Genomic DNA, 12,996 nt, shown 5'->3' on the forward strand with positions numbered 1-12,996 from the left:
CGTGTGTTCCAAAACCCGTACTGTGGGGGTCATGGCCAGGCCACGAGAGTTCGACGAGGACCGCGTCATCACCGCGGCCATGGAGACGTTCTGGCGTCACGGCTACGAGGGCACGTCGACGCGCGCGCTGTGCGAGAGCACCGGACTCGGGCCCTCCAGCCTCTACAACACCTTCGGCGGCAAGCGGCAGCTCTATCTGCGCGCTCTGCGGCGTTACTACGAGACCAGCACCGCCGAGCAGGTCGAGATCCTGCGGGGCGAAGGACCGGCGAAACAGCGGCTGCGGGACATGATGGTGCACGCCGTGGACGCCGACCTCGACGAGGCGGACGGGCGCGGCTGCTTCGCGATCAACGCGGCCGTCGAGATCGCCGGGCTCGACCCGGAGGTCAAGGACGCCGTCCGGCGCAGTTTCGACCGGGTGGAGGAGGAGCTGCGCACGGTCGTGGCGGCCGGCGCGCGCACGGGCGAACTCCGTCCCACCACCGACGCGGTGGCCGTCGCGCGCCGGGTGCAGAGCACCTACTACGGCCTGCGCATCCTCGCCCGCGTCCAGGACGACCGGCAGGTACTGCTCGACACGGTGGAGAGCACGCTCGCCGACCTCTGAGCGGCCCGCCGCGCCCCGCGCCACTCCGGTCACGTGGGCTCATCGGGTCCTGGCGGGTCGCACAAAATCGTCGTGCACCTGCGGCGGGATCTTTGTTCACACGAAGTATCCCCAGAAGTAATCACGGCTGATTGGATATGCGGCGCCACATCAGTCACATCACGTGCACGTTCACGACATCGTGCATGACGACGTGCACGACGACCCTCGCACAACCCCCCACCCACAACAGGAGATTCAGTGCCGCACCCAGCGCTGCGCAGGACTCAGGCCGTCGCGATCACCACGGTGCTCGCAGCGGCCACGCTCGCCGCCGTCGCCCCGTCCGCGACCGCCGCCGACGCACCTGCCGCCTCTGTCGACACTCCCGCACTCAAGGTGCTCTCGTACAACGCGTTTCTCTTCAGCAAGACCCTGTACCCGAACTGGGGCCAGGACCACCGCGCCAAGGCGATACCGGCCGCGGACTTCTTCCAGGGCAAGGACGTGGTCGTCCTCCAGGAGGCCTTCGACAACTCCTCGTCCGACGCCCTGAAGGCCAACGCCGCGGGCGGCTACCCGCACCAGACCCCCGTCATGGGCCGCAGCAAGAACGGCTGGGACGCCACCGGCGGCGCGTACTCCTCGGTGACGCCGGAGGACGGCGGGGTGACCGTCCTGAGCAAGTGGCCGATCCTGCGCAAGGAGCAGTACGTCTACAAGGACGCCTGCGGCTCCGACGCGTACTCCAACAAGGGTTTCGTCTATGCCCAGTTGAACGTCAACGGCACGAAGGTGCACGTCGTCGGCACCCACGCCCAGTCCACCGACCCGGGCTGCGGCTCCGGCGAGGCGGCCGCGACCCGCGCCCTGCAGTTCAAGGAGATGGACGCCTTCCTGGACGCCAAGAACATCCCGTCGGGTGAACAGGTCGTCGTGGCGGGCGACTTCAACGTCGACTCGCACAGCGACGAGTACGCCTCGATGCTCGCCGACGGCGGCTTCGCCCCCGCCGACGGCCGCAGCGGCCACCCGTACTCCTTCGACACCCAGGACAACTCCATCGCCGCCGAGCGCTACCCGGACGACCCGCGCGAGGACCTGGACTACGTCCTGCACCGCAAGGGCCACGCCCGCCCCGCCGCCTGGCACAACGAGGTGGTCAAGGAGCAGAGCGCGCCCTGGACGGTCTCCAGCTGGGGCAAGCAGTACACCTACACCAACCTGTCCGACCACTATCCGGTGATCGGTTCCTAGAGTTGATCGGTTCCTAGGCCCTGGAGCCCTGTGCGGGGTGCGCGGCGGTCCGCCGCGCACCCCGTCCGGTCAGGTCCTGTGCCAGGGTCCTGTCACGGCGAACGTGGTGCCGGGGTTGTAGCAGTTGACGTACATCGTGTCGTGGTCCGGCGAGAACGAGACGCCCGCGAACTCGCCCCACTCGGGCTCTTCGGGGGTGCCGATGTTCTGCCGGCCGCGGGCCATCGCGTAGACCTCGCCGCGGCGGGTCAGGCCGTACACGTGCTGCGCGCCCCCGCCGTCCTCGGCCACCATCAGGCCGCCGCTGGGCGCGAGGCAGATGTTGTCGGGGGACTCGCCGGGCAGCTGGATGTCGGTGCTCGGGCCGAAGACGATCACGAGGGTGAGGCGGCGCTCGGAGGGGTCGTAGCGCCAGATCTGGCCGAAGTGGTCGGCCGCGGACCCTTCCGCGCTGTGCGCGAACGACGACACGAAGTAGACGGACTTCCCGCCCCAGTAGCAGCCCTCCAGCTTCTGCGCGTGGGTGATGCCCTTGGGGCCGAAGTCCTGCAGGCGGATGGGGGTCTGGGCGGCGAGCGGGTCCGGTACGTCGACCCATTCGACGCCCTCGAAGCACGCCCCCGTCTCCTGGATCGCGGACAGGTCGGGCACACCCGGCACCCGCATGGCCTGGAGCTTGCCGCCCGCGCGGAGCGAACCGAGGCCGCCCTCGGGCTTCTTGGGCAGGAAGCGGTAGAAGAGGCCGAAGGGCTTGAGGAAGGCGTCCTCGGTCTCGTAGACCACGCCCCGCCGGGGGTCGACGGCGATCGCCTCGTGCTGGAAGCGGCCCATCGCGGTGAGCGGCACGGCTCCGGTGCGGTGCGGGTCGACGGGGTCGACCTCGAAGATGAAGCCGTGGTCCTTGGTGTAGCCGTTCGTCCCGGCCTTGTCCTCGGTCTCCTCGCAGGTCAGCCAGGTGCCCCAAGGGGTCGGGCCGCCCGCGCAGTTGACGGCGGTCCCGGCGATCGCGACGCGCTCGCTCAGGACGTTGTTGTGCCGGTCGAGCGCGAGCGCCGTACAGCCGCCCTTGCCCATCGGGTCGTAGGTGAGTCCCTTGACCGTGGGCACGGGGGCTCTGCCGTTGTGGCGGTTCTCGTGGTTGCGGACGAGGTGGACGCCGCCGCGCTTGCCGCGGAACGCGTCCATGCCGTCGAAGTTGCTCGGCACCTTGCCCTCGCCGGACGGCAGATCGGCGCCCTCCCGCGAGAGCACCTTGTAGCGGAAACCTTTCGGCAGGTCGAGCAGACCGGCGGGGTCGGGCACCAGCGGCCCGTACCCTGCCTTGCCCTGCGCGGCGGCGCTCCCGGCGAAGAGCTCCGAGAGAGCGCCGGTGAAGGCGATGCCCGCACCCACCGCACCGGTACGAGCTAGTACTTGACGTCGTGTCGTGGACATAAAGGCCGACCTCCTGCTGGCGGACAGGAACATGACCGGATGTGTGTACCACGCGCCTAGGCGTGCGGGAACCACGCGCGTAGCGGTGAGTCGCTACGGCTTGACGAGGCTCTCCGCGTCCCGGGCCAGTGCCGTGAGCCTGGAGATCGCCCGGAAGTACTTCTTCCGGTAGCCGCCGTTGAGCATGTCCTCGCTGAACAGCTGGTCGAAGGGGACACCCGAGGCGAGCACGGGGACCTCGCGGTCGTACAGGCGGTCGGCGAGCACGACGAGGCGCAGCGCGGTCGACTGGTCGGGGACGGGCGTCACGTCGGTGAGGCAGACGGCCCGCAGCCCGTCGGTGAGCGCTCCGTACCGGCTGGGGTGCACGCGCGCGAGGTGGTCGAGCAGGTGCGGGAAGTCGTCGAGGCTCGCGCCGTCGGTCGCGTACGCGGTCTTGGTGACCTGCTCGTCCGAGTACGGGGCGGGCGCCTCCGGAAGGCCCCGGTGGCGGTAGTCCTCGCCGTCGATGCGCAGCGACTTGAAGTGGGTGGACAGGCCCTGGATCTCGCGCAGGAAGTCGGCGGACGCGAACCGGCCCTCGCCGAGCTTGCCCGGCAGCGTGTTCGAGGTCGCGGCGAGCGCCACGCCCTCCTCGACGAGCCGCGCGAGCAGCGAGGAGACGAGCACCGTGTCACCCGGGTCGTCGAGTTCGAACTCGTCGATGCAGAGCAGCCGGTGACCGCTGAGGGTGCGCACGGTCTGCTGGAAGCCGAGCGCCCCGACCAGGTTCGTGAGCTCGACGAAGGTGCCGAACGCCTTCTGCTCGGGCGCCGCGGGCGTCGCGTGCCAGAGGGAGGCCAGGAGGTGGGTCTTGCCCACGCCGTAGCCGCCGTCGAGGTAGACGCCGCGGGGTCCGGTGGGCGCCGCGGCCTTCTTCTGGAACCAGCGGCGCTTTCCGACGCCGGACGCGTGCGCCCCGCCGAGCCCGGCCGCGAAGCCGCTCAGGACCCGCACGGCCTCGGTCTGGCTCGGCTGGTTCGGGTCCGGGATGTACGTATCGAAGCGGACGGAGTCGAAGCGCGGCGGCGGCACCATCTCCGCGACCAGACGGTCGGCGGGAACGTGGGGCGCGCGGGCGCACAGCGACAGGGGAGCCGCTTCGGCTATGGGGCTCTGCCCGGGGGCGGCGGTGGAGGACGACACGGTTCCTAACTCTAAGCGCCGTGCAAGACTGCTGGACATGCGACGCCTGTTCCCTGTGACCGACCAGACAGACGAAACATCCGTACGAGAGTGGGGGCTGGGGGAGCTGGCGGACGCGTACGCCTACCCTCCGGGCGGCGACCCCTGGATGCGCGCCAACATGGTGTCCACGCTGGACGGGGCGGCCCAGCACGACGGCCGCTCGCAGCCCATCTCCAGCGACGCGGACATGCGGATCTTCGGCACCTTGCGCGGAATCGCCGATGTCGTGGTCGTGGGTGCCGAAACGGTCCGCCAAGAGGGTTACCGGCCCTCACGCGCACGCGCAGCCTTCGCCGAGCGCAGGGCGGCGGCCGGTCAGACCGTGGCGCCCGCGATCGCCGTGGTCAGTGCGAGCCTGGACCTGGATTTCGGCCTTCCGCTTTTCACCTCGCCCCTGGTGCCCACGCTCGTGGTGACGGGCGCCGCGGCGCCCGCCGACCGGGTCGCCGAGGCCGAGAAGGCGGGCGCCGTGGTGGTGCTCGCGGGGGAGGGCGCGGCGGTCGAGCCCGAGCGGGTCGCACCCGCTCTGGCGGAGCGCGGCCTGACGCGGCTGCTCACGGAGGGCGGGCCCCGGCTCCTCGGCCAGTTCGTGGCGGCGGGGGCCCTGGACGAGCTCTGTCTGACGGTGTCCCCGATGCTCACCGCGGGGGACGCGCAGCGGATCTCCTGGGGGTCCGCGGTGGAGGTGCCGACGGAATTCGCACTGGCTTCCGTACTGGAGGAGGCCGGGTTCCTCTTCACCCGATACCGTCGAACCTGACAATCAGCGGAATCGGCCGTTCCGTTTCGCTTCCGTTGGGCACACTAAAAGTCGCAGACCCCGTGCGGCCACGGGGCAGGATGGTTTCCGCAGGGGCTGTCGAGACAGACTCTCGGCAGCCCACGGATGAGAAGGGCGCCTGTCGTGTTCACAAGCGTATTGATGATCGAGAAGGCCCTGACCTCCGCCGACGTGGAGTTCGTCACCACCTTGCACGGCGACGAGACGGTCACCTTCCGGGTGCTGCTCCAGCCCCGCGGCGATCAGGCGGACCGCCTGCTGCGGGCCATCGACGACGTCGCTCTCGGGGAGCTCGACGAGGCGGCGAGGGAAGGGGACGTTCCCGAGGGGCAGGACGCCACGGCCCCCGCGCAGAAGGCGCTGGAGGTCTCCCTCACGGCGCTGCGCGCCGCGGGCTGCGAGGCGCTGGGACAGCTGATCGAGGACCACCCCCTCGACGCGCTCAAGCAGCTGGTCGACGAGGCGGACGCGGACGAGGTCATCGTCCTGACCGACCCGCACTACGTGGAGGAGTTCTTCCACCGGGACTGGGCCTCGCGGGCGCGGCACAAGGTGGGCGTACCGGTCCTGAAGCTGTTCTCGCACACGGAGGACTAGGGGCCTCGCCCCCTCGCGGGGCGCAGATGTGCCTGCCGGATGTCCGAGGCAATAGTCTGGGCCCTGCTCATCTGCCGTAACTTCTGGACTCTTGGGGAGACACACGTATGGCACCCGGCCTGCCCACCGCCATGGACCGACCGCACTTCATCGGCATCGGCGGCGCCGGAATGTCGGGCATCGCCAAGATCCTGGCCCAGCGCGGCGCCAAGGTCGCGGGCAGCGACGCGCGGGAGTCGGCCACCGCCGAGTCCCTGCGCACCCTGGGCGCCACGGTCCACATCGGCCACGACGCCGCGCACCTCGCGTCCGACGCGACCTGCGTGGTCGTCTCGTCCGCGATCCGCGCCGACAACCCCGAGCTGGCCCGCGCCACGGAGCTCGGCATTCCGGTCGTGCACCGCTCGGACGCCCTGGCCTCCCTCATGGAGGGCCTGCGCCCGATCGCGGTGGCCGGCACGCACGGCAAGACCACGACGACGTCGATGCTCGCGGTCACCCTCTCCACCCTGGGCCTGAACCCCTCGTACGCCATCGGCGGCGACCTGGACGCCCCGGGCTCGAACGCGCTGCACGGCGACGGCGACATCTTCGTGGCCGAGGCGGACGAGAGCGACCGCAGCTTCCACAAGTACGCGCCCGAGGTCGCCATCGTCCTGAACGTGGAGCTCGACCACCACGCCAACTACGCGTCGATGGACGAGATCTACGAGTCCTTCGAGACCTTCGTCGGCAAGATCGTCCCCGGCGGCACCCTGGTGATCGCGGCGGACCAGTCGGGCGCGGCGGAGCTGACGAAGCGCGTGCGCGACGCGGGCGACCTGAAGGTCGTCACGTACGGCGAGTCCGAGGGCTCCGACCTGCGCATCCACAAGATCACCCCGCGCGGTCTGACCAGCGAGGTCACGGTGATCCTGAACGGCAAGTTCCTGACCTTCACCGTCTCGGTCCCCGGCCGTCACTACGCCCACAACGCGGTGGCCGCCCTGGCCGCGGGCATCGCGCTCGGCATCCCCGCGCACAACCTCGCGTCGGCCCTCGGCTCGTACACCGGCGTCAAGCGCCGCCTCCAGCTCAAGGGCGAGGCGAAGGGCGTCCAGGTCATCGACTCGTACGCGCACCACCCCACCGAGATGACCGCGGACCTGGAGGCGATGCGCTCCTCGGCGGGCGACTCGCGCCTCCTGGTCCTCTTCCAGCCCCACCTCTTCTCCCGCACCCAGGAGCTGGGCAAGGAGATGGGCCAGTCCCTGGCCCTCGCGGACGCCTCCGTGGTCCTCGACATCTACCCCGCCCGCGAGGACCCGATCCCCGGCATCACCAGCGCCCTGATCATCGACGCGGCCGTGGCGGCGGGCGCCGACGTCAGGGCCGTGCACGACAAGAGCGAGGCCGCGGCGGTCGTGGCGGGAATGACACGCCCCGGTGATCTCGTTCTCACCATGGGAGCGGGCGACGTCACGGACCTCGGCCCGCAGATTCTGGCAGAGCTGTCGAAGCCGTAGCCGTAGGTCGAAGCAGCACATCCAAGCAGTAAGGGGTTCAGTCTCATGTCGTACGACGTCGAGAAGCCGGACGAGCAGTGGCGCGCGGAGCTGAGCCCCTCGGAGTACGCGGTGCTGCGCCAGGCCGGCACGGAGCCCGCGTTCGTGGGCGAGTACACCGACACCAAGACCAAGGGCGTCTACTCCTGCCGCGCGTGCGGCGCGGAGCTGTTCACCTCGGAAGAGAAGTTCGAGTCGCACTGCGGCTGGCCGAGCTTCTTCGACCCCAAGGACACGGACGCGGTCGAGCTGCTCCAGGACTCCTCGCACGGCATGGTGCGCACGGAGGTCCGGTGCGCGCGGTGCGGCTCGCACCTCGGTCACGTCTTCGAGGGCGAGGGCTATGCGACGCCGACGGACCAGCGGTACTGCATCAACTCGATCTCGCTGACGCTGGCGCCCGAAGAGGGCTAGCCACCGATCACGATCACGGCGCCCGGCAGCGGAGAGACGCTGCCGGGCGCCGTCGTACGTGCTCGTGGCGCAGGTGCTCTAGAAGGTCAGCTTCCAGCTGTTGATGTAGCCGGTGTCCTGCGCCGCCACATCCTGCACCCGCAGCTTCCAGGCGCCGTTCGCCACCTCGCTCGACGCGTTGACCGTGTACGTCGCGATCACGTTGTCCGCCGAGTCGTTGCTGCTGGAGTTCTTCAGGCGGTACGCCGTGCCGTCGGGGGCCAGCAGGTCGACGACCACGTCACCGCGCCAGGTGTGCCGGATGTCGACGTCCGCCTTGAGGGTGGCCGGGGCGTTGCCCGTGCGGCCCGTCACGTTCACCGTCGAGGTCACGGCCGCGCCGTTGTCCGGGATGGCGACGTCCGTGGTGTTCTCGTACGAGTCACCGGGCGGGACGGGGGTCTCCGTGCCGAGGGTCCAGACGGCGTGGGCGATGGCGTCGCTGTTGCGGTCCAGGGCGGTGTCGTTGATGTTCGCCGTGGTGTCGCAGGACGAGTGGTAGCAGCGGTCGAAGGCCTGGCCCGCCGTGCCGCCCCACTTCTGGGCCTGGGCGCTGGACTTCGTACGGCTCGCGCCGGTGAAGAGGCCGCCGACCGGGATGCCCACGTTCTTGAAGCTGGCGTGGTCGGAGCGGCCGTCGCCCTCGGTCTCTATCTCCGTGGGGACGTTCAGGCCCGCGTAGTAGTCCTTGAAGGTCTTCTCGATGACCGGGTCGTCGTCGTAGACGAAGTAGCCCGGGTTCGGGGAGCCGATCATGTCGAAGTTCAGATAGCCGGAGACCTTCGAACGCTCCGTGGCGGGAAGGTTGTTGACGTAGTACTTCGACCCGACCAGACCCAGCTCCTCCGCGCCCCACCAGGCGAACCGCAGGTGCTTCGTCGGCTCGAGCTGTGCTCGTGACACGGCGAGCGCCGTCTCCAGGACACCCGCCGAGCCCGAGCCGTTGTCGTTGATGCCGGCGCCCGAGGAGACGCTGTCCAGGTGGGCGCCCGCCATCAGGACCTTGTTCGGGTCGCCGCCCGGCCAGTCCGCGATGAGGTTGTAGCCGGTGGCGCCGCTGGAGGTGAACTGCTGCACGGTGGTGGTGAACCCGGCCGCGTCCAGCTTGGCCTTCGCGTAGTCGATCGAGGCCTTGTAGCCGGGGCGTCCGTGGGCGCGGTTGCCGCCGTTGGCCGTGGCGATGGACTGGAACTGGGAGAGGTGCGCCTTGACGTTGGCGAGCGGGATGTCGGGGGCCGCGAGCGTCGGGGACGGGGCTGCCAGGGCCGCGGGCGCGGTGGCGGCGATCAGCCCGGCGGCGGCGAGTGCGGCGACGCCGGCGGTGGCCCGTCTCAGGGTGCGAGGAAGGGAGGGTCTGGAGAGTTTCATGTGGGGCTCCGGATTCCGAACAGCAAGGGGGACGGAACGTACTGACGCCCTGCGACGCGGATGCCGCAGGGCGTTGGAGCTGTACTGAGCTGCGCTGAGCCTGAAGTGAGGTGAGTGGCGCGAAGTGCGTTGCCTGATATTGGGGGTGCGTCGACCCGCCGTCAAGGGAGGAAACCGGTCAGATGCCGGTCAGCCAGTTTCGGATACCGGACACGCGTGCAGGCGGTCCGACTCAGTCCTCGTCGGGCGTCTCCGGACGCAGCAGCGGATGCTTCACGCCCGGGAAGACCCGGGCCCGGATCACCGGTTCGGCGGAGCCGCCCTGGATCACCGTCTCGGTGATGCCCCACGGGCGGCCCGGCAGGACGACCAGGATCGTGTACGAGGACGCGCAGCCCATGCAGTCGTAGCGGTCCGCCCAGGTCTCGACCTCGGTGCGGCTGCCGGGGTAGCGGGCCACGTGGCGGTGGCGGGCGTGGCAGCGGTCGCACTTCTCGCCGGGCTCGCAGGTGCCGCCGCAGGGGCACGGCACGTCCAGGGTCTCGGCGGGCTGCCAGCGCTGCGTGACGACGGCCTCGCGGGTGGCGCCCATGTCCTTCATCGCCTTGAGATTGCGGGCGGCGACGTTGTACGACTCTCCGGTCGACGTCATCCGGTTGCGGATCACGTCCTTGCGTCCGCGGTTCGTCGTCATGCTGGGCCTCCTGGGGTTCACGCAGCCCACCAGGAGGCCCATGAGATCGGTACCTCTACGGTACCCGCCGTCCGGCCCTCTCCTGTTCGATCCCCTCGCGGGACTACTCGATGACGAGCTCGACCTCGATGTTGCCGCGCGTGGCCTTGGAGTACGGGCAGTACGCGTGCGTCGCCTCGACCAGCTGCTGCCCGGTCTCGCCCGCCAGGGAGTCCGGCAGCTCCACGCGCATCACGACCGCGAGCCCGAAGCCCGTGTCGTCCTTGCCGATGGAGACCTCGGCGGTCACCGAGACGTCCTTGGTGTCGACCTTCATCTCGCGGGCGACCGCCCCCATCGCACTGGCGAAGCAGGCCGCGTACCCGGCGGCGAAGAGCTGCTCGGGGTTCGTGCCCTGTCCGTTGCCGCCGAGGGCCGGGGGCATGGCGAGCGCGAGGTCGATCTGACCGTCGGAGCTGACGGCGCGGCCCTCGCGGCCGTTGGCGGTGGCGACGGCGGTGTACAGCGCGTTCATGGGGTGTCCTCTTCCCTCGGTCGAAGAACGAGAAGAACGGGATTCGTTCGCTCTGCCGCAATGGTTGCACACGATTTAGTTGTGCACAACTTAGTAGTGCGTGCCAGGTACCCTGGACCCATGACGTCATCGCCGACCGCCCTGCCCCACGGACGCGAGATGCCCGACGTGCCCGACGACGCCGAGCTCCTGCGCCTCGACCACCAGGTCTGCTTCTCGCTGCACGCCGCCTCGCGCGCCTTCGGCGGCGTCTACCGCGATGCCCTCAAGGACCTGGGCCTCACCTACCCCCAGTACCTGGTCATGCTGGTGCTCTGGGAACACGGCCCGCAGCCCGTCAAGGCCATCGGCGAGAGGCTGCGCCTGGACTCCGGCACGCTCTCGCCGCTCCTCAAGCGCCTTGAGACCGCGGGCCTCGTACGGCGTGAGCGCAGCGCCGCCGACGAGCGCTCGGTCACCGTGCAGCTGACGGATGCCGGAACCGAGCTGCGCGAGCGCGCGCTGCCCGTCCCGCGCCGCATCCTCGAGTCGACCGGGATGACCGTGGAGGAGATCCTCACCCTCCAGGGCCTCCTCGGCCGCCTCACGGGAGCTCTGGACGAGGCTCAGTGAGGCGACCGGGATTTCGGGGGAGGGCGGACCGGCGGACCCTTACCGCTTCAGTTCCCGCACGTACTTCCCGAACTTCTCCAGGCCGTCGATGTTGCGCGGGCCGCTGATGCCCTCGTTGTAGTCGAGGACGAAGAAGTTGTTCTTCTTCACGGCCGGCAGTTCCTTGGTGTGCGGGGACTTCTTCAGGAAGTCGATCTTCTTCTTGGCGGGCATGTCGCCGTAGTCGAAGATGATGATGACCTCGGGCTCGGCCTTGGCGACGGCCTCCCAGTTCACCTGGGTCCACCGCTCGTCCAGGCCGTCGAAGATGTTCTCGCCGCCGGCGGTCTTGATGATGTCGTTGGGCGGGACCTGGCTGCCCGCCGTGAAGGGCTGGTCGGTGCCGGAGTCGTAGAGGAAGGTGGGGACCGGGTCGCCCTCGGGCGCCTTGGACTCGACGGCGGCCACGCGCTTCTTGAGGCCGCCCACGACCTCGTCCGCCTTCTTCTCGACCTGGAAGATCTTGCCGAGGCGGTCCAGGTCCGAGTACAGCGCCTTGAACGGGGTTACCTTCTCCGGGTACTTGGGGTAGTTGAAGCAGCTCTCCGTGTGCATGAAGCTCTGGACGCCGAGCTTGTCCAGGATCTCCGGGGTGATGCCCCGCTGGTCGCTGAAGCCCGAGTTCCAGCCCGCGACGACGAAGTCGGACTTGGCCTCCACGACGAGCTCCTTGTTGAGCAGGTCGTCGCTGAGCATCTTCACCTTGGCGTACTCCGACGCCCAAGGGGACTCGCTGACCGGCGGATTGGCCGGAGGCATCACATAGCCGTGGACGTGCTCGGTCAGGCCGAGGCTGAACATCTTGTCCGCGCTGCCGCCCTCGTAGACCACCGCGCGCTGCGGGGTCTTGTACGTGACCGGCTCACCGCAGCGCTTGACGGTGGCCTTCTCGGACGCCTTGGAGCCCGCGGAGTCCCCGGACTTCCCGGAGTCCGCGTCGACCTCCGCGCCGCAGCCGCCGAGTAGCAGGGTGACGGCGAGCGCGGAGCCGACGGCGGCGGATGTACGTGGTGTTCTGAGCATGACGTCGTGGTGCCTTTCAGAGGGGTCAGAGGAGTCAGAGGTGGGCTGAGGTCAGAGGGGAGTTGACGGGGTCAGTGCGTAGAGAAGCTGGGGGTCGCCGGTCAGGGGGTGGCTGATCACGCTGGCCTTGACGCCGAACACCTCGTCGACGAGTCCCGTGGTGAGCACCTCGTGCGGCGTTCCCGCGGCCACCAGCTCGCCGCCGGAAAGGACCCCGATGCGGTCGCACGCGGCCGCCGCGAGATTGAGGTCGTGCAGGACCACGAGGACGGTGAGGCCCGAGCCCTTCAACAGCGAGAGGAGCTCGATCTGGTGGCGTACGTCGAGGTGGTTGGTCGGCTCGTCGAGCACCAGAATCCGCGGCTCCTGCACCAACGCCCGTGCCAGCAGCACGCGTTGGCGCTCCCCGCCCGAGAGGGTGAGGACCCCGCGGTCGGCGAGGCGGGTCAGGTCGAGACGGGCCATCGTCCGCGCGCACAGGTCACGTTCGCGCGCGCTGAGTGCCTGGTTCCCGCGCAGATGGGGCGCGCGGCCCAGGGCGATGACCTCCTCCACCGTGAAGTCGAGGTCCACCGCGCCGTCCTGGGCCATCGCGGCGACGAGCTGCGCGCTGCGGCGCGGCGCGAGCCGGGAGAGGTCGTCGTCGCCCACCCTGACCACGCCGGAGCTCGGGCGCAGCGCGCGGTAGACGCACTTGAGGGCGGTGGACTTGCCGCTGCCGTTCGGGCCGACCAGGCCCACGATCTGGCCGCCGCCCACCTCCAGGGACAGGTCCCGGACGAGGAGCTTGCCGTCGATGGTCACGGACAGGCCATCGAGTACGAGATCCATGGGTTCCACGGGTTCCACGGGCTCCATGGGCGC

14 protein-coding genes are annotated in these 12,996 nt (G+C 69.7%); 7 read left to right on the forward strand and 7 right to left on the reverse strand.

Features of this window, described 5'->3' with window-relative positions; all coding sequences use genetic code 11:
• Nucleotides 1-31 precede the first annotated feature (31 nt).
• Both ACZ6ZP_RS07550 and sph read left to right on the forward strand, forming a co-directional pair.
• The gene (locus ACZ6ZP_RS07550; RefSeq protein WP_351158392.1) at nt 32-610 is read left to right on the forward strand and encodes a TetR/AcrR family transcriptional regulator; all 579 of its coding nucleotides are present in this window, start codon (nt 32-34) and stop codon (nt 608-610) included.
• A 240-nt stretch (nt 611-850) separates the two neighbouring features.
• On the forward strand, nt 851-1,846 hold the full coding sequence (gene sph, locus ACZ6ZP_RS07555; RefSeq protein ID WP_469405942.1) for a sphingomyelin phosphodiesterase: 996 nt from the start codon (nt 851-853) through the stop codon (nt 1,844-1,846).
• A gap of 69 nt (nt 1,847-1,915) precedes the next feature.
• Here sph and ACZ6ZP_RS07560 read toward each other — a convergent pair whose 3' ends face one another.
• Both ACZ6ZP_RS07560 and zapE read right to left on the reverse strand, forming a co-directional pair.
• A complete protein-coding gene (locus ACZ6ZP_RS07560) occupies nt 1,916-3,280 on the reverse strand; it encodes an alkaline phosphatase PhoX (RefSeq protein WP_361467914.1) in 1,365 nt (454 codons plus the stop codon).
• Nucleotides 3,281-3,373: 93 nt separating this feature from the next.
• The gene (gene zapE / locus ACZ6ZP_RS07565) at nt 3,374-4,465 is read right to left on the reverse strand and encodes a cell division protein ZapE (protein WP_469405944.1); all 1,092 of its coding nucleotides are present in this window, start codon (nt 4,463-4,465) and stop codon (nt 3,374-3,376) included.
• Nucleotides 4,466-4,502: 37 nt separating this feature from the next.
• Here zapE and ACZ6ZP_RS07570 point away from each other — a divergent pair, with 37 nt between their 5' ends.
• From ACZ6ZP_RS07570 to msrB, 4 genes are all read left to right on the forward strand, one after another.
• Complete coding sequence (locus tag ACZ6ZP_RS07570; RefSeq protein ID WP_351158402.1) at nt 4,503-5,267, forward strand: pyrimidine reductase family protein; 765 nt, start codon at nt 4,503-4,505, stop codon at nt 5,265-5,267.
• A gap of 144 nt (nt 5,268-5,411) precedes the next feature.
• On the forward strand, nt 5,412-5,885 hold the full coding sequence (locus ACZ6ZP_RS07575) for an indole-3-glycerol phosphate synthase (RefSeq protein ID WP_351158404.1): 474 nt from the start codon (nt 5,412-5,414) through the stop codon (nt 5,883-5,885).
• Nucleotides 5,886-5,992: 107 nt separating this feature from the next.
• Nucleotides 5,993-7,390 carry a UDP-N-acetylmuramate--L-alanine ligase gene (gene murC / locus ACZ6ZP_RS07580; protein ID WP_351158406.1) on the forward strand — a complete coding sequence of 466 codons (1,398 nt, stop codon included), beginning with the start codon at nt 5,993-5,995 and terminating at the stop codon, nt 7,388-7,390.
• 45 nt (nt 7,391-7,435) lie between these two features.
• A complete protein-coding gene (msrB, locus tag ACZ6ZP_RS07585) occupies nt 7,436-7,843 on the forward strand; it encodes a peptide-methionine (R)-S-oxide reductase MsrB (RefSeq protein WP_249587096.1) in 408 nt (135 codons plus the stop codon).
• Nucleotides 7,844-7,921: 78 nt separating this feature from the next.
• On the opposite strand, the gene ACZ6ZP_RS07590 is transcribed toward msrB, so the two are convergent.
• The 3 genes from ACZ6ZP_RS07590 to ACZ6ZP_RS07600 all read right to left on the reverse strand — a co-directional run bounded on the left by ACZ6ZP_RS07590 (nt 7,922) and on the right by ACZ6ZP_RS07600 (nt 10,458).
• The gene (locus ACZ6ZP_RS07590) at nt 7,922-9,250 is read right to left on the reverse strand and encodes a M28 family metallopeptidase (RefSeq protein ID WP_351158409.1); all 1,329 of its coding nucleotides are present in this window, start codon (nt 9,248-9,250) and stop codon (nt 7,922-7,924) included.
• Between the two features lie 232 nt (nt 9,251-9,482).
• Nucleotides 9,483-9,944, reverse strand: a complete 462-nt coding sequence (locus tag ACZ6ZP_RS07595; RefSeq protein ID WP_351158411.1) for a hypothetical protein — start codon at nt 9,942-9,944, stop codon at nt 9,483-9,485.
• Between the two features lie 103 nt (nt 9,945-10,047).
• Complete coding sequence (locus ACZ6ZP_RS07600; RefSeq protein ID WP_351158413.1) at nt 10,048-10,458, reverse strand: organic hydroperoxide resistance protein; 411 nt, start codon at nt 10,456-10,458, stop codon at nt 10,048-10,050.
• A 120-nt stretch (nt 10,459-10,578) separates the two neighbouring features.
• Between ACZ6ZP_RS07600 and ACZ6ZP_RS07605 the strand changes: the two genes are divergently transcribed.
• Nucleotides 10,579-11,070 carry a MarR family winged helix-turn-helix transcriptional regulator gene (locus tag ACZ6ZP_RS07605; RefSeq protein WP_469405948.1) on the forward strand — a complete coding sequence of 164 codons (492 nt, stop codon included), beginning with the start codon at nt 10,579-10,581 and terminating at the stop codon, nt 11,068-11,070.
• Between the two features lie 39 nt (nt 11,071-11,109).
• Here ACZ6ZP_RS07605 and ACZ6ZP_RS07610 read toward each other — a convergent pair whose 3' ends face one another.
• On the reverse strand, nt 11,110-12,132 hold the full coding sequence (locus tag ACZ6ZP_RS07610) for an ABC transporter substrate-binding protein (RefSeq protein WP_469405950.1): 1,023 nt from the start codon (nt 12,130-12,132) through the stop codon (nt 11,110-11,112).
• A 51-nt stretch (nt 12,133-12,183) separates the two neighbouring features.
• Nucleotides 12,184-12,963, reverse strand: coding sequence for an ABC transporter ATP-binding protein (locus ACZ6ZP_RS07615; RefSeq protein ID WP_361468128.1), 780 nt, complete (start codon nt 12,961-12,963; stop codon nt 12,184-12,186).
• Nucleotides 12,964-12,996: the final 33 nt, after the last annotated feature.

Source organism: Streptomyces sp. NPDC054047, assembly GCF_055585065.1.

Bases quoted from the DNA above. Each gene is read 5' to 3' on its own strand.
- ACZ6ZP_RS07550 (WP_351158392.1), top strand. From the start codon at position 32: ATGGCCAGGCCACGAGAGTTCGACGAGGACCGCGTCATCACCGCGGCC.
- ACZ6ZP_RS07560 (WP_361467914.1), bottom strand. From the start codon at position 3,280: ATGTCCACGACACGACGTCAAGTACTAGCTCGTACCGGTGCGGTGGGT.
- ACZ6ZP_RS07570 (WP_351158402.1), top strand. From the start codon at position 4,503: ATGCGACGCCTGTTCCCTGTGACCGACCAGACAGACGAAACATCCGTA.
- murC (WP_351158406.1), top strand. From the start codon at position 5,993: ATGGCACCCGGCCTGCCCACCGCCATGGACCGACCGCACTTCATCGGC.
- msrB (WP_249587096.1), top strand. From the start codon at position 7,436: ATGTCGTACGACGTCGAGAAGCCGGACGAGCAGTGGCGCGCGGAGCTG.
- ACZ6ZP_RS07590 (WP_351158409.1), bottom strand. From the start codon at position 9,250: ATGAAACTCTCCAGACCCTCCCTTCCTCGCACCCTGAGACGGGCCACC.
- ACZ6ZP_RS07595 (WP_351158411.1), bottom strand. From the start codon at position 9,944: ATGACGACGAACCGCGGACGCAAGGACGTGATCCGCAACCGGATGACG.
- ACZ6ZP_RS07600 (WP_351158413.1), bottom strand. From the start codon at position 10,458: ATGAACGCGCTGTACACCGCCGTCGCCACCGCCAACGGCCGCGAGGGC.
- ACZ6ZP_RS07605 (WP_469405948.1), top strand. From the start codon at position 10,579: ATGACGTCATCGCCGACCGCCCTGCCCCACGGACGCGAGATGCCCGAC.
- ACZ6ZP_RS07610 (WP_469405950.1), bottom strand. From the start codon at position 12,132: ATGCTCAGAACACCACGTACATCCGCCGCCGTCGGCTCCGCGCTCGCC.
- ACZ6ZP_RS07615 (WP_361468128.1), bottom strand. From the start codon at position 12,963: ATGGATCTCGTACTCGATGGCCTGTCCGTGACCATCGACGGCAAGCTC.